23 protein-coding genes are annotated in these 23,000 nt (G+C 40.7%); all 23 read right to left on the reverse strand.

The window, feature by feature from the left end; all coding sequences use genetic code 11:
* Positions 1-265: 265 nt before the first annotated feature.
* Positions 266-1,552, reverse strand: a complete 1,287-nt coding sequence (locus tag BLS33_RS15625) for a flexirubin biosynthesis putative acyl-CoA ligase FlxY (RefSeq protein ID WP_089891427.1) — start codon at positions 1,550-1,552, stop codon at positions 266-268.
* Positions 1,549-3,231, reverse strand: coding sequence for a C45 family peptidase (locus BLS33_RS15630; protein WP_089891430.1), 1,683 nt, complete (start codon positions 3,229-3,231; stop codon positions 1,549-1,551). Before BLS33_RS15630 ends, BLS33_RS15625 begins: the two co-directional genes overlap by 4 nt.
* Positions 3,231-4,109, reverse strand: coding sequence for a cupin-like domain-containing protein (locus BLS33_RS15635; protein WP_089891433.1), 879 nt, complete (start codon positions 4,107-4,109; stop codon positions 3,231-3,233). The genes BLS33_RS15630 and BLS33_RS15635 overlap by 1 nt, the downstream gene beginning before the upstream one ends.
* Positions 4,109-5,656 carry a phytoene desaturase family protein gene (locus BLS33_RS15640; RefSeq protein ID WP_089891436.1) on the reverse strand — a complete coding sequence of 516 codons (1,548 nt, stop codon included), beginning with the start codon at positions 5,654-5,656 and terminating at the stop codon, positions 4,109-4,111. Before BLS33_RS15640 ends, BLS33_RS15635 begins: the two co-directional genes overlap by 1 nt.
* The gene (locus tag BLS33_RS15645; RefSeq protein ID WP_089891439.1) at positions 5,653-9,348 is read right to left on the reverse strand and encodes a 1-acyl-sn-glycerol-3-phosphate acyltransferase; all 3,696 of its coding nucleotides are present in this window, start codon (positions 9,346-9,348) and stop codon (positions 5,653-5,655) included. The genes BLS33_RS15640 and BLS33_RS15645 overlap by 4 nt, the downstream gene beginning before the upstream one ends.
* Positions 9,341-10,510, reverse strand: a complete 1,170-nt coding sequence (locus tag BLS33_RS15650) for a DUF2062 domain-containing protein (protein WP_089891442.1) — start codon at positions 10,508-10,510, stop codon at positions 9,341-9,343. Before BLS33_RS15650 ends, BLS33_RS15645 begins: the two co-directional genes overlap by 8 nt.
* Before the next feature lie 104 nt (positions 10,511-10,614).
* The gene (locus BLS33_RS15655; RefSeq protein WP_089891445.1) at positions 10,615-11,103 is read right to left on the reverse strand and encodes a hypothetical protein; all 489 of its coding nucleotides are present in this window, start codon (positions 11,101-11,103) and stop codon (positions 10,615-10,617) included.
* The gene (locus BLS33_RS15660; RefSeq protein ID WP_176801411.1) at positions 11,104-11,472 is read right to left on the reverse strand and encodes an ApeI family dehydratase; all 369 of its coding nucleotides are present in this window, start codon (positions 11,470-11,472) and stop codon (positions 11,104-11,106) included. It lies immediately after the preceding gene.
* Positions 11,473-11,551: 79 nt separating this feature from the next.
* Entirely contained in the window at positions 11,552-12,139 is a 588-nt protein-coding gene (locus BLS33_RS15665; protein WP_089891448.1) for a porin family protein, read from the reverse strand.
* Between the two features lies 1 nt (position 12,140).
* Complete coding sequence (locus BLS33_RS15670; protein ID WP_089891451.1) at positions 12,141-12,746, reverse strand: flexirubin biosynthesis protein LolB2; 606 nt, start codon at positions 12,744-12,746, stop codon at positions 12,141-12,143.
* A complete protein-coding gene (locus tag BLS33_RS15675) occupies positions 12,727-13,392 on the reverse strand; it encodes a flexirubin biosynthesis/transport protein LolA2 (RefSeq protein ID WP_245731492.1) in 666 nt (221 codons plus the stop codon). The genes BLS33_RS15670 and BLS33_RS15675 overlap by 20 nt, the downstream gene beginning before the upstream one ends.
* Positions 13,385-14,161 (reverse strand): polysaccharide deacetylase family protein, encoded by a 777-nt coding sequence (locus tag BLS33_RS15680; RefSeq protein ID WP_089891457.1) that lies wholly within the window; start codon positions 14,159-14,161, stop codon positions 13,385-13,387. The genes BLS33_RS15675 and BLS33_RS15680 overlap by 8 nt, the downstream gene beginning before the upstream one ends.
* Positions 14,155-15,219, reverse strand: a complete 1,065-nt coding sequence (locus BLS33_RS15685) for a beta-ketoacyl synthase N-terminal-like domain-containing protein (RefSeq protein WP_089891460.1) — start codon at positions 15,217-15,219, stop codon at positions 14,155-14,157. The genes BLS33_RS15680 and BLS33_RS15685 overlap by 7 nt, the downstream gene beginning before the upstream one ends.
* Complete coding sequence (locus BLS33_RS15690; RefSeq protein ID WP_089891463.1) at positions 15,216-16,418, reverse strand: beta-ketoacyl-[acyl-carrier-protein] synthase family protein; 1,203 nt, start codon at positions 16,416-16,418, stop codon at positions 15,216-15,218. Before BLS33_RS15690 ends, BLS33_RS15685 begins: the two co-directional genes overlap by 4 nt.
* Positions 16,419-16,619: 201 nt before the next feature.
* Positions 16,620-16,877 (reverse strand): phosphopantetheine-binding protein, encoded by a 258-nt coding sequence (locus tag BLS33_RS15695; protein ID WP_089891465.1) that lies wholly within the window; start codon positions 16,875-16,877, stop codon positions 16,620-16,622.
* 5 nt (positions 16,878-16,882) lie between these two features.
* The gene (locus BLS33_RS15700; RefSeq protein WP_089891883.1) at positions 16,883-17,491 is read right to left on the reverse strand and encodes a 3-oxoacyl-ACP synthase; all 609 of its coding nucleotides are present in this window, start codon (positions 17,489-17,491) and stop codon (positions 16,883-16,885) included.
* Positions 17,491-18,639, reverse strand: a complete 1,149-nt coding sequence (locus BLS33_RS15705; RefSeq protein WP_089891468.1) for a beta-ketoacyl synthase N-terminal-like domain-containing protein — start codon at positions 18,637-18,639, stop codon at positions 17,491-17,493. Before BLS33_RS15705 ends, BLS33_RS15700 begins: the two co-directional genes overlap by 1 nt.
* Positions 18,632-19,069, reverse strand: a complete 438-nt coding sequence (locus BLS33_RS15710) for an acyl-CoA thioesterase (protein WP_089891471.1) — start codon at positions 19,067-19,069, stop codon at positions 18,632-18,634. The genes BLS33_RS15705 and BLS33_RS15710 overlap by 8 nt, the downstream gene beginning before the upstream one ends.
* Positions 19,059-20,333, reverse strand: a complete 1,275-nt coding sequence (locus tag BLS33_RS15715) for an ABC transporter permease (RefSeq protein ID WP_089891475.1) — start codon at positions 20,331-20,333, stop codon at positions 19,059-19,061. The genes BLS33_RS15710 and BLS33_RS15715 overlap by 11 nt, the downstream gene beginning before the upstream one ends.
* A complete protein-coding gene (locus BLS33_RS15720; protein WP_089891478.1) occupies positions 20,326-21,069 on the reverse strand; it encodes an ABC transporter ATP-binding protein in 744 nt (247 codons plus the stop codon). The genes BLS33_RS15715 and BLS33_RS15720 overlap by 8 nt, the downstream gene beginning before the upstream one ends.
* A 74-nt stretch (positions 21,070-21,143) precedes the next feature.
* Positions 21,144-22,139, reverse strand: a complete 996-nt coding sequence (locus BLS33_RS15725) for a BtrH-related acyltransferase DarH (protein WP_089891481.1) — start codon at positions 22,137-22,139, stop codon at positions 21,144-21,146.
* 3 nt (positions 22,140-22,142) lie between these two features.
* Positions 22,143-22,544, reverse strand: a complete 402-nt coding sequence (locus BLS33_RS15730) for a flexirubin biosynthesis protein DarG (RefSeq protein ID WP_089891483.1) — start codon at positions 22,542-22,544, stop codon at positions 22,143-22,145.
* Positions 22,544-22,999, reverse strand: a complete 456-nt coding sequence (locus tag BLS33_RS15735; protein WP_245731494.1) for a hotdog family protein — start codon at positions 22,997-22,999, stop codon at positions 22,544-22,546. The genes BLS33_RS15730 and BLS33_RS15735 overlap by 1 nt, the downstream gene beginning before the upstream one ends.
* Position 23,000 lies beyond the last annotated feature (1 nt).

Below are 23,000 nucleotides of genomic sequence, written 5' to 3' on the forward strand. Positions count from 1 at the left end.
CTCGCAATGGCGTTTTTGCGAGGAGCCGTACGTATTATTTCTGAGGTTTACAACTTGTGGCGACGAAGCAAACTGTTGAGGTCGGAGACAAATTCAACGGATTGCTTCACTACGCTCGCAATGGCGTTTTTGCGAGGGGCCGCACGTATTGTTTCTGAGGTTTGCAACTTGAGACGACAAAGCAAACTGTTGAGGTCGGAGACAAATTCAACGGATTGCTTCACTGCGCTCGCAATGGCGTCATGTAACTGCTTCGTTGCTCTCGTCACCTGCGATCAATAACGGTAACGGGCTTACGGCCCAATTTTGACATCCGGAGCTCTTGTACGATCTTGATTTCGCAGAACTCGATTTTTGGCGATACCCTAAGTTTGGATCGAAAATGATCTTTTATCGCTTGTAATAATCGGTCGGTCGGTGTGTCGGTTGCAATCTTTATACCTATTTCATCGGTGCCGATACTGTTGTGGTATATTTCGATGACATGACTTTCCACTTCGCTAAAATCGTTCAAAAGATTGTCCATGGCGGGCGGGTATAAAGTGGTGCCCTTGTATTTGATCATTTGTTTTTTTCTTCCTACCAAAGGTCCTAAACGTATGGTATTGCGACCACAGCTACAGTTAGAAGTGTGGGCCACCACCATATCACCGGTTTTAAATCGAAGCAAAGGCATAGCTTCGACACCAAGCGTGGTAATCGTAAGTTCGCCGACCGCACCTGCTGGCACCGCATTCTCATTGTCATCCAACACTTCTACGATAATCAGTTCCGGATGCTGGTGTCCGCCTTGTTGGGCATGGCATTCGGTAAAGGCCGTGCTCATTTCGGTGGAAGCATAGGTGGAATACAGTTCGATATCCCAAGCCGATTTTATCTTGTTTGCCAGAATATTGAGTGAGAAATCTTGGTTGCGCAACGATTCCCCGATACAAATAGCTCCTTTTATTCCAGAAGCGTTTACATCAATTCCATTTTGTTCGGCATATTGAATGAGCTTTAATAGAAAAGAGGGAACCACGATCAGGTAAGTAGGTTTGAACTTGAGAATGGTATCCCATTGCAGTTCGGGAATACCGGCCCCAACCCGGATAATGCCCGCACCCAGTTTTCGTGCTCCCAGAAAATAGGCGAGTCCCGCCATAAATCGCCGATCCAAGGTGGTGGTGAGTTGCAGGATGTCATCTGGTTCTACGCCTGCACAAGCAAAAGAAATCGCTTCGTTATAGGCGAGGCGATCTAAATCGGCATCGGTCTGCCCGACGGTTACCGGTTCGCCCAACGTGCCGGAAGTGGTTACGAAATCGACTATTTTTGATTTCGGAACACATAAAAAATCGTCATTGTACTGCTGTAATTGTTCTTTGGACGTTGTCGGAATCTTGTTCAAATCTTCCAAAGTATTTATTTGCTGTGGTTCTATTTTGTATTCTTCGAAAAGGCGTTGGTAGTAGGGCGAATTCTCCTGTAAGTATACCATGAGCTCCTTCAATTTGCCTTCTTGAAAGACTTTTATACGTTCTGATGATGCTTTTTCTATTTCAGGAATCATGGATGTAAACGGTGTTTTAATTTTTTAATATACTTTTCAACCCCTTTCCGGTCAGGCAAAGTAGTAATTTCTTTGGTGTTAGCCAGTGTAAAAGCGTTCAGTGCGGCGGTGTAATATCCCTTTTCATAATGATATCTTCCTATGAGGTAGTAAGCTTCCCAATAATCAGGATTACTTTTTTTTAATGCCTCCAGCGTTTCAGGTGATAGATGTTCATCGTTTGTAATGGCGGCACTTATTTTTTCTTTTAGTTTCCGATAAATCTGATAATTATTAAATGCCGTGCTGTATTGAAATGGGTCTTCCGCAATGTTCATTGCTGTTTTTGCCAAAGTTACTTTGAGCGTTTTCTTCTCCGCATCCTGAAAAACCGTGTTCAGATCGTAGGCCACGAATTCACCTAGTTGATAAGGGTTGGCCGAAACCCAGACCTTGAGTTCCTCAGGTTTAAATACGATACCGTGATGCGCGAGTAATTGGTTCAAAGCCTTCTCGTTGCCATAACCGATGGCTTTGTCATTCAATCCTTCTTTATTGCGAAGAATGTCAACAGCGGTTTGCGGGGTAACTTGGGTGCTTTCACCCAGAAGTTCCTCCATACGATCATAGCGATATTGACTATGGCTCTCTAAAATATGGTCTTGATTTTTTTTGTCATTGGCATAGGCAGTGCTCTGAAAGTGGTTAGAGCATATCAATTGAGTGGAATTGGGGACATCGTACACCCCGAAATTTTCTGGCGATACCTCAATGATGGCTGCTTTTTTATCCTTGGCACTACCCACAAAAATAGATTCTGAAACAAAGACCTTTCGTTTCTTTGCTATGGCAACGGCTTCTTCTATGGTCGAGGCATATTGCAATATTTCTCGGGTTACTATGGAAATGGGCGTTTTGGCGGCTGTAGGGAATTTTGATTTTCCGGCATTAATCGTAACCGTGAGGCCTTGGTCGTTCATACCTGAAACCACACCGATCATACCGCCCCAAGTTACCGACATAAATTTATGCCCTTTTTCTGGGTTGATAAAGGCGATGATTTTCTCTTTCGCAAATTCATCTCCGGCATAAAAATCGAAGTTCCGGCCGATGATAAGCTTGCCGTCCGCTGTTTTATTGCCCCAAACCGCGAAGGAGGTACAACCTACCAACGCCAAATCTTGAAGTGCATGGCCAATATCATGCGCACTGTGTAGATAAAGTATTCTGGGATACGCTTCGGCAATGTGGTCATAGGTATCCGAAGCATATTGCGAGAGTCCGTAAATTTCCGTTTTATATTCGTTGCTGATGTTCAGGTACATTTTCCTGTTGAACCAGGCCAAGAATTTGCGAAGCAGGTATTGCTTGGTTTTCGAAGGCACCATTTCATCGACTTTGGTAAGTAATGCGTCTTCCTGTTTATGAAAAAGCTCTTGGGTAAGACTCCCGGTGGTAAGACCGATTTGTAAAGGGTTTCCCTCTGCATACAATTCCCAAAGGCCTTGTTTGTTATGGGTAAGTCGACCGTGTTCGGAAACGTACAATGAATCTGAAATTTTGATTCGATTAGGTGTTTCGGCATCGTATTTACCAATGTCAGGAACACTCTTTAGTGATTTGGAGACACCGCAAGATGCCAATAACAAGAGCAGTGGCAGAAAATGTAAAATACGCGTTGTGTTGACGGTTTTGAACATTATACCTTTAGATTCCCATATTTATTATTGGTGCGGCGTATCATTCCGCTTTCTTTGAAATCGACCCATTTTTGTCCCATCGTTTTGCGCATAATGTTCTCAAAATGACGCATAAAGAACACGTTGCCCGCTGTTTTTAGCAAGCGTCCTGGTTTTGTTGGAAGGGCCCTGAGTGTGATGGAAAATCCTCCGTTTAAGTATTTTATAAAATGCCAGTATCCGCTAGGCATGTAAAGCGCATCACCATGGTTCATTTCTACTTCTATACCTGTGACATGTTTTAGCGCCGGATATTTTTCGAAATCGGGATTATCCATATCAATGGTTTCCAAGTTGTGTACGGAAAAAGGTACCTTATAGAGGTATTTTGATTGTTCAGGATTAAAAAGCGTTACACTTTTCGTACCATGGAAATGAAAGTGCATCAAGTCGGCAAGGTCCATATCGTAATGCGGCAATACCTTTGATCCGGTCCCTCCAAAAAACATAACAGGCAGTTTTTTAAAGAATTTCAAGCCTATGTCGGGATACTCGAAATCTTTGGCAAGCTCGGGCATACGTTCAAGAATGTTATAGAAGAAAATACGAAGGTCCGTAGGTTCGGTTTTCAAAAGTTCTATATAATCGTACAATTTCATTTCGGTTGCCGGTGCAGCGGAGTTTTGCTTGCCTTTTGTCGGTTCGTTGTTGTAAAGCGGAACGACTTGATCACCCGATAACTGCTGAATGTAATCGAGGTTCCATTTTTTATAGGCAGACCAGTTTTTGGTAAGGCCTTCAATTAAAACGGGTCGCTGTGGCTTGTAATAGCTCGAAATGAACTCTTCTTTGGAAATGTTCTGTACCCGTGGTATTGGTGTAGTCTTGAATTTTTCCATCAAACGATTGGTTTTTCTTTTGGGGTATTATCCCCTTCCAATATTTTATTCAATAAATATTCCCTGCCCAATATTTCGGATGAAGTAACCACTCCGCTAATGGTAACACCCAAAATACCGTGCATGTTCAAACTTTGACCCGTGAAAAAGAGATTGCTGATCCGGGTTTTTGGTGAAATAAATGATTTTAGCGGACTTTTTACGTCTTTTGAATATCCATACATAGAACCATTGTTGCAACCGATATAATCACGATACGATAGTGGGGTAGATGTATAGACCGATTGTACGCAATCACGGATATTCGGAAATTTTTTCTCCAACTCGGTCAAAAATTGCTCGATTTTAGCCTTTTTGAACTCATCATAGGTCTGTCCTCGATCATTTTTCTGGGCGACTGTATTAAAGGTGTCGGCCCATGGTGCTACCTCTTCATAACGCATGTAGGTTATTGCCGTTAATTGATCTGCCCAGTCATCTGTATTTTTCTTGATTCCCATAGATACCATATAGCTTTCAGGCCAACTTTGTTGCGTATAACTATGGCTGTCCCATACCTTGGTGTGGTCTTTAAAATGGTAGTAGTTTTTGTTGAGGTAGGGAAAAGTTTTGGGTTTTAATACGATGTGCAGGCTAAAGGCTGAAATGGTGCTTTCAATTTGGTCTACCCTTTTTGTGTACGATTTCCGGAATTTTTCCTCGCCTACTAATTTTAGGGTTAGCTTAGGTTCGATGTTACTGATAAAAAGTTTCCCTTTTATTTGCTTCCCCTTTTTGGTAGTGACAGAAGTAATCTTCTTGTCTTCATAACCGAATTTTACCACTTCCTGGTGTTTGTAGGCCTCACCACCATTCTCTTTCAGCTTGCGAACGAGCAATTTTGAAATTTGGCTTCCACCATTCACGCATCGATACGAACTTTGAATATAGGAGTTGACTGATAACGCATGCACGTAGAAGGGTGTTTTACCTGCTTCCCCGGCATATAATAGATTGGAGCCCGCCAGAACGGCCTGCAATTTAGTATTGCTCGTAAAAGAATTAATATAGTCACGGGCGGGTAGCTGAAAAAGTTCTTCCTCGTCGTAATAGGGTTTGCCCAATTTCAGGTTGTATAGCGGAAACTTATCGCAGGTTTTTTGCATGGCCTCGCAATACTTTTGAATGTTTTTGGCCTCATCGGGGAATTGCGCTGTGAGCGAGGCTGCGAAATTTTTATAGCCTTGGGCGTGTTTGTATTCATTTTGGTCGCCATCGAAAGTGATGATGTCGTATCCGTCCTCATCCATCTTCTTAAGGATGAGGTCATCGTAAATTCCCAAATAGCGGAAATAGCGATATAAATTTTGACCTTCCGAGAGTCCGCCGATATAATGCACACCCGTGTCGAAAATGGATTTTTCGCGTACAAAGGTTTGTAAGTTTCCACCGTACTGATTGTTTTTTTCCAAAACACAAACACTGAGTCCTTCTTTGGCAAGAATATTGGCGGCAACTAGTCCGCCTAAACCACTACCAACTACCACTACGTCGTATATCTCTTTCATGCTTGGGTTACCTTACCTCGGTTGAGAACAATAAAATTATTATTTTGGGTCACGATATTGAAACCCGGTACGCCCATATTTTTTGGCCATACACCCTTATTCGTGTTCAATACGATTAATATAAGAATTTCATTGCTTATTTCGGAATTCCACACGTTACTCTGGTTGGAATTTAGACCAATAACAAGAACTTCGGCTCTCTCGGTTAAAGCTTTTTCTATCGAACCGACAAAATGGAGGTTGTTGTAATTGTTGGTGATATAGCTACTTTTAACTATAGTTCTGACATTTAAATCTTCAATATAGGTGGTTATTTTTCGATTATTGGAATCTAATAGTAATAGAAAGTCGAATTGGCCTTGAGAGTTTGAAAGATGCACAATATGAGTTTTTTTAGGGATATGCTCCAATAATACTTTATACACTGATTTATTACTTTGAAGGTCTTTCTTGACGGTAGAATACAGTGAATCCCCTTTATACCGATAATCCTCTAAAATCAATTGATGAAAATAGGTTTCGTCTTCGATTTCATTTCTCAGCCGTTGAAATTCATCTTTGAAATGAGCACCTATTTTTTTGGTACGCTCTCGGTATCCTACTCCGAATGTAGTATCATCAGCGGAAATTCGTTCCAATAATTTTAAGGTGATGCTACCATCTTTGATAATAAAGGTTCCTTTTGGGAGCACTTCCGAGTTTCCGTGGATAAGTACGGGTAAAATATCCAATTGAAATTGCTCAGCAAGAAAAAAGGCGCCTTTATGAAAGCGTTTTATTTTGTTCGTTTTGGAACGGGTGCCCTCGGGAAAAGTAATGAGCGAATACCCCTGGGCTACCTTTTTTCTCAGATGTTCGACGCCTTCTTCCAAACCGCTGGAGACCGGATAGAACCCGGCTGCCTGAACGGCTTTGCCAAAAATAGGGGAGTTGTAGACCCAGTCGTTTACCAAGAATATAATTTTAGGATGCAACATACCTATGGCCAAAATGTCTAAAAATGAGGTATGGTTGGCAATAATCATTACTGGTTTGTCAAAGCTTTCGTTGTGCGTATTGATTATTCTTTTCTTAACGAAAGGGTTGGTGTATAATACCGATCCCATCAATTTGGAAATGGATTTATGAAACCATGCCATTTTTATTTTTTGGCTTAAGGGAATGATTCTAAGTAACACTCCGAATACAGAAAGAACAATGCCCCCTAGGCCGTAATACGTAAAAGAAAGTACGGAATGAACAAATAATCGAAAGCTGATAGGGCGTTTATGCTTACTGCCTACGAATAGTCTGAATAACTGAGGTTGTACGGTAAAGGCGACAAAAGCAGCGGATAGAATACCGATTAACGAGACTAACGAAATAGAATATAACGCCGGATGTTTTGCGAAAACGAGCACTCCCACACCTAAGATGGTCGTAATGACCGAAAGGATTATTGACGTTTTATGGGTGGCCAATGTTTCTTCCCCGGTACGCAGCTCCATAAGTAGACCCTTGGTGATGAATATGCTGTAATCGATGCCCAAGCCGAAGATAAAGGTTGAAATAATAATATTAAAAATATTGAACTGCAGGCCCAACAAGCCCATAACCCCAAGCGTTAAAAACCAGGTCAAAAATATGGGGATGCTGGTAACTAAAGTCAAAGAAAAACTACGGTAGAAGAAAAATAATAAGAGTAGAATAACGAGAATCGAATAACCGATTAATCGGTTGAAATCATTTTTTAGCGTCCCTAGGAAAGTTTCATTCATACCTTGACGATCGATTGCCAAGGTTTGAGGTATATTGACTAATGCATTATGTATAGCTGATACCCCGGTGGAATCTGTTTTTGCCAAAGAGGTAACCGTGGTGAAGTTGTTTGCTGTAGTCACGTAGTCATCGATGGAAAAAGCATTTATACTTTTATAGTCCTCGATTTGCAGAGGCTCAAAATCGGCATTCAGCAGGGTGTAAAAAGGCGAAAAGGTATCTGGTTTAAAACCAAAACTGTTTCCACTCGTAACTAGGTTGTTTTTAACGGAATCAATCGTTTTGGTGTCCCAGAACGTTTTCCATTGAATGATTTTAGCTTCCTGTACCTTTTGGGAATGCACCAAGGCGCCAATAGAACTAAAATTGATAATACGGCCATCGTTTTTTAGTCGCTGAAGTACGGAAAAGATGGTGTCGTTAGTTTGTAGCGCTTTTTCCTTGTCACCCCCGTAAGCGGCTACATAAATGGATTTTGAACCCATGTCGGTCAGTGACTCTAGCCGATGTCTCGCATCGACCAAAGGTTTGGGTTCGTAGTTTAATTTCGAAATGTCTTTGTCAAAGGTTACTTGTTTATAGGTAAAGATACTTGCAAGCAATAAGAGGCCAAGTACGGCAAGTCCCCATTTGTTTTTATGGAAATCATGTGCGGCAATGCGGTCTAAAAAGGTTTTCGGAATGGATTGCTTTTCCGATACTCGATAAACTTGGGGAATAAAAAGTAGCGCAAACACCGAAGCGCTCATGACACTGACAGCCGCAAAAATACCCAAATCTTGAAGCGCCTGAGATTTTAGGAACAATAAGCACAAGAAAGCTGAGGCGGTAGTCACACTGCTCATTAAAATTGAGGAGGTAACTTCTTTGTAAAGTTTTTTGATGGGTTCGCCATTTCGAATATGGGTAAGAATATGCAGCGAATAATCGAGGGTTACCCCGAGCAGCACGGCTCCGATACCTAGTGAAATAGCCGAAATTTGACCGCGTATCAGGTAAAGAAGTGCAATGGCCAAGAGTCCGCCAAAAATTGTTGGCATAAATAAAATAAGAGGGAGGGTCAATTTTTTGTAGAAGAAAACAAGAATAAGAAGGAGCAGTGTTAGGGCTATACCCACGGTAAATTGAATGTCACTTTTGATTTGTTGGGCGTTGGCAACAGCAATCAAAACTGCCCCGAAATAGTCTGCTTTGGCTTTGCCGGTATAAGTTCGGTTCAACTGGTCTTGAAGTTGGTAGAGGTTTTCTACAAACTTTTCATTTTCGGCAGTTTCGTTCGAAGGATGAACGGGAGTTATGAAAAGCAAAATATGTTGCTCGTCTTCGCTCATCAAAAATCCGTTTTTTAGTATAAAACCATCACTGACACCCAATTGCTGTAACTTTTTAAGAGCGATAAAAGAGAGTCCTAAAGGGTCTTTGAGAATTGTTTTTTTGACGACGATGCCCGACGGCGAAATGAGAGTCTTGTAGTTTTCTTTAGTAATCGCGGCAATGCTATCTTCTTTGATTTTTTGGGCGATTTCGTTGTAATCGGATGCATCGAGGAAGAGAGGCAAGTTTTTATAAACAAAGTCTAAAGTACCTGAAATATCGTCGTCGGAAACTTGACCCTGTATATTTTTTACATAGGTGTCGCAATGGGCGTTCAGACTGTTTATAAATGCGGTGGCGTATTGGGTGAGGTCATTGACAGAACCTGTTTCATCACGTTGAATGTTTACAATGATCTTGTCAGCAAAATTAGCGGTCTTTAGTACCTTTTGATAGTCGGCATTTTCGGAGTTTATGGGTATCAATTTTGAAATATCCTCTTCAAATTGAATTTTGGAACCTACGGATATCAGACCAACGAGCAGGAGTGCCGATCCAAGGGCACCCCACCACTTACGTGCTGCTATGAATTGATATGTGCTATAGAATAACCTACCCATTGTTGACGGCTATTCTTTTTCGTTCGAAAATGGATAAAAATATATATCCCAAAAGGCCAATAACGATAGCTGAAGTCGTTGATAACACAAGACTTCCGACGATATAGGCCTTCAGATGTTTCAGTACTTCGAAATCTGTAGTGATTTCTTCCATGGTATACGAGTACTGCTGCCCTAAAATAAACTGCCCCACTTTAGAACTTGCGTAGAGTACAAAAGGAATAAACGGGGGAAGGCTTATATTAGAAAACGCAAAGGCTATGACCTTGTTTAATTTAAAAAGGATAGCCAAAAAAATCACGATAAGCGTTTGGAATCCCCATAGCGGTGAGAGTCCGATGAAAACCCCCAAGGCAATCGACAGTCCCTTTTTTCTTGCTGAATCTTGGTTATGCAGGAAATCTTCATATAAAAATCGCCTGAATCCCTTTTTTCTGAGCTTTCGAAGTAGGTCCCTAGGTTTTATATAAAAGATGGCAAGAATAACCAACCACGTATTTAAAATGCTGATGCGCGTAAAATCTACCAAGGGCCGAAAATGGGAAACACGTTCCGATTCGTCATAACTCACCTGCACGGGAATATTCTTAACATTGATGCCATGCCACGCCGCACGTACGATAACCTCTATTTCAAATTCAAATTTTGGTGTATAAAACTTAAGGTCTTTCAATGCAAATAATGGATACAAACGATAGCCGCATTGAGTATCTTTTAGCCACTTTCCCGTTTCGAACCAAAACCAAAAGTTGGAGAATTTGTTGCCGAAACTACTTTTTTTCGGCACTGAGGAATGACCCATATTCCGTGCACCGATCAATAGCACCTTTTTTGAAGATTCCTCTTTTAGTGCATTTATAAAAATGGGAATGTCTTCCGGAAAATGTTGTCCGTCTGAATCAATGGTCAGCGCGAATTGATAACCTTGTTCTACAGCTTTTTTAAATCCGATTTTGAGCGCATTGCCTTTGCCTTTATTTTCCTCTAAATGAATTTGTTCGACTGAAGGATAATCGGCAAGAATTTTTGAAGTGTTATCGGTAGAGCCATCATTGATTACCAAAATGTCAGATGTATATGTGCATACGCCATCCAGCACCTTTTTTAAGGTTTTGGAATTATTGTAGGTTGGAATTATAACACAACATTCGAGCTGTGTCATAATTTCAGCGTTGGAAGGGGTGAAAGTCGGCAAGGCTCATCGATTATAAACCCCACTTCTCGGTGAAAGGGCTTAAGTTTCAACAAAGATACATAATGGATTTCCTAAAACAATTGCTTTTCAGACGTATCGAAGAGGGAAGATTCCATAACATAATTTTTAATAAACGCAGCAACGGCTTTTGAAGAAGTACTTTTATAATTGTTTAATAAAAATTGCTTGTCCTCAGGAATATCGTCTTTATAATTTACGACTTTAGGTGAATTTTCTTGAACGCTCAATCGAATGCACCGAATCTCTACATTCTCCGGTTCTGCTTCAACGGCATATTCAATAAGTTCGGCCCCGGTCTTAAAAAAATCTTTTTTATTCCTAATTCCTTTCGCATATTTGGCCATTAATGTAGACACGGCCCCTTTATAGGCTACTAATACTTTTGCATCTTCTTTTGTCACATTGATAAGCTCGTTTTGCAGTGCATTGGTAATCGCTTCACTATTGGATGCCTTTGGGTAATTTTTTCGAAGTTCCGAAAGGTCAGGGTTTGCCCACGTAGAAAAAAGAAGAACAATAAGTAGGCCTACAACTTTCATCTAATTCAAGATTTTAAAAGTAGCACTCAATTTTAATGCCAATGTATCGTCAAAAAAGGAAGTGTTTTTTACTTTTATTTGGTTATCATCCTCAGAAATAGTCAGATTTAGCACCAAAGTGTCATTTTTTTCAGGATTAATAATAGCCATGAACTTTATATTGGAAGAGGTAGATAAAAACAACTCTTTGCCTACAGCTTTTTCGGTAAGTTCTTTAATGATTTGAATCATACAAACCCCCGGCATTACGGGGTTTCCGGGGAAATGACCTTTAAAAATATCATGCTCTTTATAAAGTTTTACCGTGGCGGCAACATTTTCTCCATTTTGTTCAAAAGCTTTTATCGTGTATAGTTCTTTTATCAACATATTCTAAAACCGTTGGTATTTATATAGCGCCCCAAAGGTAAAGTTTTGAGTCGAACTTAATGTCAAAAGCGTATTTCCGCTAGAAATTTAATTTATATAATGCGCCTATTTGTATTACCCTATTCAACTGATTTTTCTCAATATCATCACCATAATCACCGTCATCGTTGAAATCTAAATCCAATAATCCTTGCTTGTATCGCAGTTCGAGGGCCAGTCCGAAATCGAATTCATATCCAATACCTCCGAAAAGCGAAAAGTCGATTGGTGTGACCTCAAGATTGTCACCGTTGGCATTCACAAGACTAATGAAGTTATCGTCAAAGTTAAAGTCTAAACTAGGGCCCAAGATAAAATGAAAATGTTGGTCTTGGGTAAAAATTTTACTTCCAACACCAAGTGATACGTAATTTATGTCGATATCTTCGAGCCCTTGGGTTTCTGATGCGCCACCCTGTTTTGAATAAGTGATTTCGGGCTGAAGGGTATAGTTTTCGGTAAATTGTACGGCCAAAGCCAATCCTACATACAAACCTGGTTTGGTGTGTAAGGTCGAATTTAAAATTTTGGCATTGTTCAAGCCCATTCGCAGTGCCATTTTTGTATTTCCTTGGGCGAAGATGAAGCCAGATGAAAACAGTATCGCTATGATAATTATTCTTCTCATGTTAAATAGCTTTTAATAAGATTTTCAAATCAAATTTTTTGTGCAGAATTTGGATGTTAGTTGACTTGTTCCCATCAATTTCCGAAAATTTGAATTCTACTTTTTCCTTTCCACGAGCTACACGTACTATTTTGTACAGTCTTTGTTCTTTGGAATAATAGTAATGCTTTGAATCGCCAATTACACATTCTAGAATGGTTTCTTCATTTTTCTTAAAACTTGTTTTCAATAAAGGATTTTCGGTAATCAGGGCTTTAAAGTCTTTCTCTAAGATACGAATCAATATTTTTTTGTTCATATTGGGCACTGCATAATTTACCTTAAACCCGTTCTTCAAGAAGGAAAAATCGAAAATCTTATTGCCCATTTCTGTAGTGAAAACCACTCTGTGTATATCTGGCCCCAATTTCTTCACTATGAATATGCCGCTGAAATTTTTCTCAAAAATCGATATATCGGCCTTATAGACATAGTCTTTTGCCGGATCTGAAAAATAGGGATTGATACTGTAGTCTTTCGTGGTTTCCGACAATTCAAATTGATGACGTTTCGGATACGAACCGCATGATAATAAGAATACGGAAATACTAATGACCAAATACCGCATCCGACAAAGGGGTGTTTACCATTCGATTTGAAAAAATAATTTGTGTGTAATCGTCGGAAGGTTCAACCATTTTTACCGCTATTACTTCTCCTTTTTCATTGAAAGTAAGATGAAATACCTTAATGAAATCGGAGAATTTTTGGTTTTTTGGCGCAAAATGAACCTCGCTATCATGATCTTTTTCGTAGTAAGAAATATGGAACTCTTCCGTATCGAACATATCTCCCTTAATGCTATTTGTGATGAGCTTGTTGAGTTGTTCGAATAGCTTATTGGAACCCATATCCATATTACTTTTTTTTCCCTCGTTATTGATGTAAAGAGTTTCCTCTTTAAATATAAGCGCATATTCAAAAGGAGTAAGGTATTCCCATTTCACAAGATTCGGAGACTTATAGCTCAATTTTCCTGTTGACTTTATATCACTGGATAAAAAATCAAGATGCTTGTACTGTATAAAGTCACTGGTAATAGTTTCGGTGGTAAGCGCTAGTTTTTTGACCTTTGCCTCGAGTGCTGTAGCCTCGGCAGGAGCCATTTTGGTTTGTGCAAGTAGACTAGCCGAAAATAGGAAAAGAAGTAAAAAACCAACTCCGACTCGCGTCGCTATCGCGTGGACTGTGGATAAGATGGGAATGTCATGCATAAGCCTTAATGTTAAACAACTGGTCAATCGTGACCGACTGTAAATTCTGCTCTTGCAAAAATAACAATAACTGTTCCAGAACTGCTACGGTTTTGTCGCTCGTGTCATGTAGTAGCACTACATCGCCTTTGGCGATACTCTTGGTGATTCTCCTTAGTACTTGTGTTTCGGAGCGCTGGGTGGTGTCCAATGAACGTATGCTCCATCCAATCGCTTGTAACCCTGTCGCTTTTAGTGCCTTTTTTATATTCGGATTCGTAACCCCGAAAGCTGGGCGATACAGTCTTATTTCTTTACCCGTAAGTTGTTGTACAATAACATTGTTTTTTTGTAATTCGTCAATTACTTTCTCTGCACTCAGAAAACCAAAACTTTTAGTATGCGAATAAGTGTGGTTCCCGATAGTGTGCCCTGCAGTCACAATGTCTTTAAATAGGGTTTCGTTGGTTTCAATGTTTTTGCCAATACAAAAAAAGGTGGCCTTGGCATTGTACCGCGCTAAAAGGTGTAAAATTTTAGGAGTAAATTCTGGGTGTGGTCCATCGTCAAAGGTCAGGGCAATATGATTTTCTACCTTGTTTTTATTTGAATGCAAAGCATTGATGTGGTAATTCCATCGAACATGAAATGAACCGATAGTGGTCAATGTAAACCAAACCAGCGCCCAAACCAGATAGGGCCACCAGGGTATATTATAAAATGTGCTTCCTGTAAATAGAATAAAGAGAATGGCAATTGCAAGCCCGTTTATGGTACTGAACCTTAACATTTGTGTAATAAGGTGAAGCTATGATTTTCGCCCCGATATTGGTTATATAGCAATACGGTGTTAATCTGCGTGGTAGCTTCCTTATTGAGTTTTACGATTTCAGGCACCCTTTGTGCCTTAATCATTTTTGCAGCCAACCAAGTACCAAAGGCTGATGCCGTATAGAATTCACCACATAGATGTTTGAAAGCTACTTGCGGGGTATTCTTAAAAGAACCGTCACTCAGTTCGTGGTACCAACCATCAAAAGCAACATCGCCATTATTGCCCATAACCAAGATATCGATATCATCAATGTCTAAATGGTTTTCCTTTAAAAAAACAGTAAGCGCCTCGTTCAAATCTTCTTTGGCCAAAGTATTGTAGGTCGCAACAGCCCCTAGCTCTGCATACGCGCCATTTTTTTTTGAATTTGATAGCACGAAAAAGTTTGCTCCTTCACTGAATACGGCTCCTTTCGTTTTAGACTTAAAGAGGCTGGAAGACTTTACTTTTTCCTTTTTTATGTGGTTTATCAGTCGATGTATTTTAACCGTATGGTCTCCAGATTCATCGACCCCTCCCACCAAAATTGTTGAAGCTTCATCGTTTTCCAGTTGTAATTGTGCATCTAAAAGTGCCGATTCAAAAGAAATGCTAGCATGCACATAGGTAAAATTATAGCCCTTGCAACCGAGCCCCAAGGCTATTTGACCGCCAACAGTGTTGTGCGTTGATTGAATAAAGGAGGTAGGTGTCAAATATTGTTCGTCATTATCGATAAGGGCACTGACAAATTTTTCGGAATCTACCGTACAACCAAGTCCGGTTCCTGTGATAATGGCATCTACATTTTCCAACTCCGCTTCTTGGAGCGCGATTTTTGAAGCCACGACTCCCATTTTTATGCCTTTAGCCATTCTACGGGCAGCGGCGGGAGGAATATAATCTTTGTAATTAGGGTCAACAACGGACAGCACCGTATCGTCATGGTCGATAATTTCATCTAGAAACTCCGAATTATCAAAAGTTCTTTGTGATGAGATGGAAGCTACGCTGCTGATATAAACTTTACTCATGGCTTTTTTGAAAAAATGACTGTGGAACAATTACCACCAAACCCCAACGAATTGGATAATACCGTGTTCAATTCCTTTTCTTTGGTTTGGGTTTGAGGCACCAGATTAAATTCTTTCATAGGCGTCTCAAAATTGAGATTGGGATAGATGGTATTGTTTTGAAGCGCGAGTACAGCATATACGGCTTCGATTCCTCCCGCTGCTGCTAGCGTGTGTCCGGTATAGGGTTTAGTTGAACTGAAATCAGGTGTTTTATGGCCAAAAATACGTTGAAACGCCCGCCCCTCTGAAAGATCGTTGTTCGCTGTTGCTGTTCCGTGGGCATTGATGTAGTCGATATCTTCTGGCTGCATTCCGGCAACCTTTAAGGCTTTTTCCATGGCAAGGGTAGCGCCGTCCCCGTTTTCTGACGAAGCAGTTTGATGATGCGCGTCATTGGCATTACCGTATCCTTTTACGTAGGCCAAAACTTTTTTGTTTCCTGCACGAACTGCCTCATCCGATTCAAGTACTAAAAATGCAGCAGCCTCGCCTAAGTTCAGTCCTTTTCTATTTTCGTCAAAAGGAGTGTTATCAGTATCGGATAAGATCATTAGGGTCTTAAAACCGTTGATGGTGAATTTAGACAAGCAATCGGATCCGCCCACGATAACACGATCCAATTTCCCCGATTTTATCAATCTAGCCCCGAACATAATCGCGTTGGCCGCTGAGGAGCAGGCTGTACTGATTGTTGTTACAAGACTTTTATCAATACCCAATTGTTGGGCAATTTTTTGGGTTGAATCGCCTGCATGGTGTCCGTCGATATATTTTTGCACAGCTTCGTCTTCCAAATACTGATAAAAATACTTTTCGGTCATATCCATGCCGCCAACACTCGTAGAGGAGACTAAACCGGTACGATAGTCTTTCATATTGGTGATTTGTGCATTGGCCACGGCTTGTTTGGCAGCAATCGCACCCAATAAGGCGGTTCTTGAGTAGTTGTTATCTGGGGTCAAGCCCAATTGCGCTTCCAGTTGCTCGTTGGTCAAATCAATTTCACCTACTTTAATGGCATTTTTATGGATAGTGGCAATCTGGGAAATTTTGGAAACTCCCGTTTTACCTGAAATCAGGGCACTATAATTTTCCTCCACATTGTTTCCAATGGCGGAAATGATACCCATTCCTGTTATGGCGATACCTTTGTTCATTTATAGAAACTGAAATAATTCATTACGAAAGTACGAATATCGACGATATAGGAGATTCTTTCCTTAGTTGACGGCGAAGAATAAACCTTCTGGTTAGAGGAAAAAAGTTTCGATTTAGTCGGCCATTTGGGCTCTAGGGATACCGTTTTAACTAGCAGGTCGGCTGCCTTTCATAAGTCAAAGGAAGCAGCCATAATGCGACTACTTAGTTTTATTGGCCGTAATATAATTGGCCATGGTTTCAATGGACTCGAATATCTTTTTCCCTTCCTTGGGATCTGATAGTTTAATACCGTAGTCCTTATCCAACATTACGATAAGTTCAAGAGCATCGATAGAATCTAGTCCCAATCCATCTCCGAACAACGGATCATTATCGGCGATTTCATCCACAGTAACATCCTCGAGGTTCAATTGCTCTATAATTTTTGATTTTAGTTCTTGTTTTATATCTCCCATGGTATTTAATATAATCTTTTTATTTCTTCTGTACTATGTATGAAACTGCCTTCTCGTGAAACTAGATATATAAAAGCTTCGTAGTTTTCTTCATCGAAATCAACCCAGCCACAAAGTACCTTTTCGGCTTTTCCGGAATCTAATATGCTACTGCTATATTCGAATAAATAATCGGGGTTAAAGGCATCAAAGATAAAAAAACTATTCTCGGAATACAGTTTGTACTTGATGCTAATTTCACCGATACAAATATTAGGTAAGGTATATACAAATACTGCCGGACTCGGGTAATACGCCGTTACGTCTTGAATAGATTCCTGATGCTTTCGATCTGTATCCAAACTTGATGCCCGATTAGAAAAAACGATGGCGATATTTTCTTCCTGTTCGGGGGATACCTTTTCGTGTTTTAAAAGTACATCGCCCGCCATAAATGCCAACTTACTCAAATTATCCATTTTAAAGAATTTGGGATAATCAACGGCGAAATGTTGGTAAGCCATTTTTATAAAAGTTTTGAAAGGCCCCTCTCCTTTAAATATAAGCGCTCCATTCAGAGATATTTCATTGTTCTTGATGTGGCAATAGGATGCTATTCGGTAATTGTCTTTCATCATTTTTGCAATTTTTGAAAGATTACGGCTGCATTGCACCCCCCAAAGCCTGAAGCTGTTTTTAGAAATGTTTTCAGCTCTCTTGGGGTGGTTTCTGTGATAACATTTATGGGTTTTGATACGCCTAATTCTTGAAATCCTTTAGATGTGAATAGGGTGTTTTGGTGCAATGAATGCATGCCTATAATCGCTTCCATAAGGCCAGAGGCACCTAAGGTGTGCCCGAAATATCCTTTTAGGCTGTTCAAAGGTGTTTTTTGCATGCCTAATCGGTCAAAAGCGATAGCTTCCATTTCATCATTGAAAGAGGTTGCCGTGCCATGGGCCGATATATAGTCAATTTCTTCGGAAACCAGACCGGCTTCACTGAGGGCCGATCTTACTGCCCTGTACAGTCCTTCTCCTGTGCGTGACGGACCCGAAATGTGATTGGCGTCGTTGCAAGAGGCATCGCCTAAAATTTTGACGGCTTCCTCCGCTAAATTGGCATCACTTCTCGTGACCAGGGCACTTGCCGCCACTTCCCCAATATTAATGCCTGAGCGAGTTTTACAATATGGTCTACAAAGGGTAGGGCTTAACGCTTGAAAAGAATGAAAGCCCGATAGTATAAAAGGGGTAACCAAATCACCACTGGCAATAAAAACATGGTCGAAACGGCCTTGGCTAATAAATCGTTTGGCGATGGCTACGGCGAGAATTCCCGATACACAAGCATTTGAAACAACAATAGGTTCTGTTTTAAACCCAAAAAAAGATTGTACAATTTTGCCTAACTCACCCAAATACGCCCGGTTTTTATGAAAAGGACTGTCTTCCGAAAGCACATCGATATTTCCTTTGGTAGTCGATATGATGAGGCCGACCCTGTCATTTAATTCCAATTGAGATTTCTTGATTACCCTTTCTAAAGAAACTAATAATATTTGCTCTAAGCGGGTATATTCTTGTTGTGGATTTAAAGTCTCAAAAACGGACCGGGTTTTTTCAGCTGGGATAAGGGAAGAGTAAAATGGTTCGGGCAACATTTTTGGGTTATCGACCAGTTGTAGTCCCGACACCTCATTTTTGATATTGACTACTGCTGCCTGTGAATCAAAACCAAAGGATGAAACAATATTATTATGTGAGAGATAGGTGTTATTCATCTAAAAGTCCGACTTTTCGCTTCCAGTCCAAAAAGAAATCGGGAATAGTCAAAGACATTTCACCGCCAAGTTCTACAAAAACTTGAATAGTTTCACCCGTACAGACCAGTTGCCCTTCTGGGTTGAAAATTTCGTATCGGAAGACCATTTTAGCTGCCCTAGAATCAATATAGATGGTTTTTACCGTGGCGACATCACCATAACGTAACGGCAATTTATGTTCACTACTACTTTTTACGATAGGTGTGGAGAAGTTATGGTCTTTCTGGTCTAGGTACGAAATGCCGTGGTGACGCCCAAAGGCCTCCCTGCCGTCTTCAAAGTACTGAATATAGTTACCGTGCCAGACGATGCCCAGGGGGTCGGTTTCTACGAAGCGTACCCGTATTTCGCTGGTATATGTGATTTCTTTATTGGTTTTAGACCGCATTTTTTCGTTGGTTATAGCCAATGGCAATTAAAGTAGTGACAACAAAAAAGCCGAACAGTAGGGCTATTTCGGGTATAATTTCAGCAAATCCACTATGGCGTAAAAATACATCATAGAAGGCATTTAACCCCCAATTCATTGGAGATATATTCGAAAGCAGCTGCATAAACTTTGGCATGACGAATACGGGAACCCAAACGCCGCCCAAGGCGGCCAAAATTACAACCAAGGTGGCGCCGAAAGGTGCCGATTGTTCTTGTGTTCTAGCTACCGTGCCTAATAATAGTCCCAATCCGACGGCGGCCAGGCCGGCAAATAAGGCCACTACAAAAAGTAGCGGTAGTCTTCCGGAAACATCCAATTCTGGCAGTCCCATTACCGGAAACAGGAACACCCCGACCAGCAACATTAGCGCAAATTGAATCAAGCAAACACTAGTGTAGACCAAGGTCTTGCCGCCTAAAACTGTTGCATATGAAACCGGATGGGTACGCAAGCGAACAAAAGTACCTTGGTTTTTTTCGTTGACCATATTTATCGATAGGGGCAAAATGATGAAAAAAATGGCGAAGAGCGTCCAAGCCGGAACATTGTGCTGACTCGAATTCGGAATAATATTTTCACTGTTCTTGCCCGGAACAATCTCGGTAAAGGTGATAAAACTCTCGGTATCAAAAATAACTTCGGATGCATCTTCGGTCAATTGTTCTTGAAATGCCCTGTAAATAGTTTGGGTTTCAATTTTTGATATCATCCGGTCTATACCGTTCTTTACCGCACTTTTAAAGGATTGTTGTGTGGCGGGGTCAAAATAGAGTTTTACCTCTTTAGGTTCCATTTTTGAATTTACAATGGGAATACTTCCTTCCTCTTCTTCCAATCCGAATTTGGCGAGTATACCATCTACGTTTTCATTGACCTTCTGATCGAGGTCTACGGAAAGATTTTCGGGTATGACGATTGCCAATTGATAATCGCCTTTTAAAACCAGTTCTTTGGCCTCCTCCTCCGAGGATTTGGTAATTATTTCAAAGGAATTCGATTCTGCTAAATTCTTATTTATGTTTTCCGAAACGGTACCCTTATCATAATCTACCATTAAAATAGGAAGCTTGGTGTCGGTAATCGTCTTAAAAGTACTGTCTTGAACGAGTGTGATAACAATTAACAAGAGTAACGGCATGATAAATAGAATGGCCAATCCGCCAATATCGCGAACCAGCAAAAGCATTTCCTTGTATGTCGAGGCCCACAGTTTATGCATGGTCGCGAAGGGCTTTTCCGGTTTGGGACAAGAAGACTTCCTCTAAATTATAAGCATTTTCCTGTGCGGCAATTAGTTCTTTGGGAAAACCTTTACAAACAATTTCACCATGATCGATAATAGCGACACGGGTGCAAAAGTTTTCCGCTTCATTCAAGTGATGCGAGGTATATATAATTGTGGTGCCGGTCTCATTCAGCGCCAGTAAATGGGCTATTATTGCATTTTTCGATTGTACGTCAACGCCAACTGTGGGTTCATCTAAAAACAACACCTTCGGTTGGTGTAGTATACTCGCAATAAGATTGATGCGACGCTTCATGCCCCCGGAAAAAGCTTTGATTCTTTTATGTGCAAATTGATCCAACCCCAGAGTTTTTAAATGCCCATGGATTTTGTCTTTCAATTCTTCACCCTTCAAGCCGTACATACTTCCGAAGTAAGAAAGATTTTCATAGGCAGTCAGGGAAGGGTAGAGAGCATACTCCTGAGGAACGATACCAATGAGCTGCTTAAGCTCATTTTTATTATCATGATAGGTAAGCCCATTTATGGAAAATGAACCTGAGGTCGGTTTTAGCAAAGAGCTAAGCATCGAGATCAAGGTTGTTTTTCCGGCCCCGTTAGGACCCAACAATCCAAAAATTTCCTTCTCATGAATAATCAAATCCAAATTGGATACCGAAAAAAAGTCGGTGCCTTTATATTTTTTAGATAGTTGGTTGATTTGGATCATAAGATATAAATCTTCATAGAATTCGTAAAAACAGAGATTGCATTGACTGAAATTACGCCTTTGCCAGAGACTATTTAAACCGCTTTTCGCAACGCCTTAAAAAAGGCTTCTTCTTTTTTGGCAATGGCCTCAAGCTGAGTTGCTACTTTGTTATAGGCATCGGTCTGACTGCTGCGATTTTTGTAAATGCGGGAGGCATCCACTGCAAAATCACGCCATTGGTCTCCGATAATGGTCATTTCTTTGGAATGCTCTAGTAGCGCATCGTTATTCAAAAGCTTACCTGATTCTTGCAAAAAGGCAGCGTATATATAGCGAAAGCCACCACCTCCGGTTCCGATTTCTTCTTGCATGCGAACAATTTGTCCCAAATAATGGTTTGCTTTTTTAGTTCCTAATTTGTCGGGCCACTTTCTGATGTTTTTGGCGACCCAGCGCATTGCCTTTACCCCGACAATGGGTACTGGGGCGGTCATATCCCTACAAGTTTGTTTTATGCCTTTGACAATGGCTTTTTCCAATTCAAGCGCTTCCGGAAATTCGATAGGGTAATACATGTGGCCTTTCGGAGCAAAGGCCCCTTTGGCAAAACGTACTTTTTCGAGCTCTTTTTCGGTAAGCGTGGTCACCGACTCCATAACGGGGTCACTAATGAGATAGTTGCCCCCATCTTTGCCATAAACAACCATATTGTGTGCATTGAAATGAAAGCGATATTCGTCGGGAAAATAGGGAAGGTTGTATACCCCGACTTGAAGCCCTACCGGATTATTCTTTTTTAAGTTTTCATCTAATCTTGCCTTGGCGGCCATCGGGCTATTGAATTTTTCCCGCTTTACTTTGATGCCCGTTCGTTTGGCAAATCGATTAAAAATTAAACCTGGCATTGCTCTATAAGTGAAAACTGGGGCGTGATTTACCTTTATAAACGGCAGGTAGCTGAAAAGTAGTCCTGCGCCAATGCCGAATACCATGGGTTCGCTGACCTCAAAACCATTGTGGCGCATAAGGTTCGATACTACGCCATTTTCGCAATGGGCAGCTTGTTTGTGTGTGAAATCTATCTTCATGGTTCAGGAATCTACTTTCTTCAATTCTTCAATGGAAATATCGAAGGCATCGGCATATTTTTGTAATGTTCTTGGTGTAAGCTTTTTAAATACTGCGGGTTTGAAGTGCCTTTTTACCCGCCATTTCCAGAACCCAACATAACTTGCTAAAATACCAAGATCCATTTTATGAAGTTCCATGTAGTAGGCAATAGGGCTTAATTTGTTGTTTAAAACTTGTGCTTTTGCTTCTTCTACCCGCTCTTCTATGTCTTGTATGGCATTGTCAAGTGCGATGGTTTTTGGTGCCCAACCTGTACTCAGCTCGGTGGTATACTCACCGTTCTCGTCAACGGCATAATACATATCTTTGATATTTGCCGATTCTAGATTGCTTTTGTCTTGGGGCACTTCATTCTTCTTCATCAGAGCTCATGAATTAAAAAATTCAAAGTACAATCTACGATTAAATCATCATTTCTAAAAGTGCTGCCCTGTATTGTGCAGATGCTCATGGTATCGGTGTCGTATCGTGAAATGAGCTTGGCCTTTGTTATCAAGGTTTCATTTACTTTGGGCAAATCGCTTATAACCACTTTTTTGATGGCACTGATGTACCCAATAATATTATTACCCTCTCCTTCGAGGTCATCGACTTCAAAATAGCTTTGTCCCACAATTGCGGAACAGGCCTGGGCCGCATTTTCAATTAGACCAGTTTCTGAGAGCACATTATTTTTGACAAAAACGCAGTCCGGAGAAATATTAAATTCTGCAGTTACCGAATCGGCATCGATATAGGCAATATTATTAACCATAAGCATGGGCTGCCTATGCGGAAGAAATTTTTTGATGTCTATATTATTGCGGACTTGTTTCACT

The organism is Kriegella aquimaris (genome assembly GCF_900103215.1).
Classification (GTDB): Bacteria; Bacteroidota; Bacteroidia; order Flavobacteriales; family Flavobacteriaceae; genus Kriegella; species Kriegella aquimaris.

What these genes read in the sequence shown, in the direction of transcription:
- BLS33_RS15625 (WP_089891427.1), bottom strand. Translation starts at nt 1,552, where the DNA reads ATGATTCCTGAAATAGAAAAAGCATCATCAGAACGTATAAAAGTCTTT.
- BLS33_RS15630 (WP_089891430.1), bottom strand. Translation starts at nt 3,231, where the DNA reads ATGTTCAAAACCGTCAACACAACGCGTATTTTACATTTTCTGCCACTG.
- BLS33_RS15635 (WP_089891433.1), bottom strand. Translation starts at nt 4,109, where the DNA reads ATGGAAAAATTCAAGACTACACCAATACCACGGGTACAGAACATTTCC.
- BLS33_RS15640 (WP_089891436.1), bottom strand. Translation starts at nt 5,656, where the DNA reads ATGAAAGAGATATACGACGTAGTGGTAGTTGGTAGTGGTTTAGGCGGA.
- BLS33_RS15645 (WP_089891439.1), bottom strand. Translation starts at nt 9,348, where the DNA reads ATGGGTAGGTTATTCTATAGCACATATCAATTCATAGCAGCACGTAAG.
- BLS33_RS15650 (WP_089891442.1), bottom strand. Translation starts at nt 10,510, where the DNA reads ATGACACAGCTCGAATGTTGTGTTATAATTCCAACCTACAATAATTCC.
- BLS33_RS15655 (WP_089891445.1), bottom strand. Translation starts at nt 11,103, where the DNA reads ATGAAAGTTGTAGGCCTACTTATTGTTCTTCTTTTTTCTACGTGGGCA.
- BLS33_RS15660 (WP_176801411.1), bottom strand. Translation starts at nt 11,472, where the DNA reads ATGTTGATAAAAGAACTATACACGATAAAAGCTTTTGAACAAAATGGA.
- BLS33_RS15665 (WP_089891448.1), bottom strand. Translation starts at nt 12,139, where the DNA reads ATGAGAAGAATAATTATCATAGCGATACTGTTTTCATCTGGCTTCATC.
- BLS33_RS15670 (WP_089891451.1), bottom strand. Translation starts at nt 12,746, where the DNA reads ATGCGGTATTTGGTCATTAGTATTTCCGTATTCTTATTATCATGCGGT.
- BLS33_RS15675 (WP_245731492.1), bottom strand. Translation starts at nt 13,392, where the DNA reads ATGCATGACATTCCCATCTTATCCACAGTCCACGCGATAGCGACGCGA.
- BLS33_RS15680 (WP_089891457.1), bottom strand. Translation starts at nt 14,161, where the DNA reads ATGTTAAGGTTCAGTACCATAAACGGGCTTGCAATTGCCATTCTCTTT.
- BLS33_RS15685 (WP_089891460.1), bottom strand. Translation starts at nt 15,219, where the DNA reads ATGAGTAAAGTTTATATCAGCAGCGTAGCTTCCATCTCATCACAAAGA.
- BLS33_RS15690 (WP_089891463.1), bottom strand. Translation starts at nt 16,418, where the DNA reads ATGAACAAAGGTATCGCCATAACAGGAATGGGTATCATTTCCGCCATT.
- BLS33_RS15695 (WP_089891465.1), bottom strand. Translation starts at nt 16,877, where the DNA reads ATGGGAGATATAAAACAAGAACTAAAATCAAAAATTATAGAGCAATTG.
- BLS33_RS15700 (WP_089891883.1), bottom strand. Translation starts at nt 17,491, where the DNA reads ATGAAAGACAATTACCGAATAGCATCCTATTGCCACATCAAGAACAAT.
- BLS33_RS15705 (WP_089891468.1), bottom strand. Translation starts at nt 18,639, where the DNA reads ATGAATAACACCTATCTCTCACATAATAATATTGTTTCATCCTTTGGT.
- BLS33_RS15710 (WP_089891471.1), bottom strand. Translation starts at nt 19,069, where the DNA reads ATGCGGTCTAAAACCAATAAAGAAATCACATATACCAGCGAAATACGG.
- BLS33_RS15715 (WP_089891475.1), bottom strand. Translation starts at nt 20,333, where the DNA reads ATGCATAAACTGTGGGCCTCGACATACAAGGAAATGCTTTTGCTGGTT.
- BLS33_RS15720 (WP_089891478.1), bottom strand. Translation starts at nt 21,069, where the DNA reads ATGATCCAAATCAACCAACTATCTAAAAAATATAAAGGCACCGACTTT.
- BLS33_RS15725 (WP_089891481.1), bottom strand. Translation starts at nt 22,139, where the DNA reads ATGAAGATAGATTTCACACACAAACAAGCTGCCCATTGCGAAAATGGC.
- BLS33_RS15730 (WP_089891483.1), bottom strand. Translation starts at nt 22,544, where the DNA reads ATGAAGAAGAATGAAGTGCCCCAAGACAAAAGCAATCTAGAATCGGCA.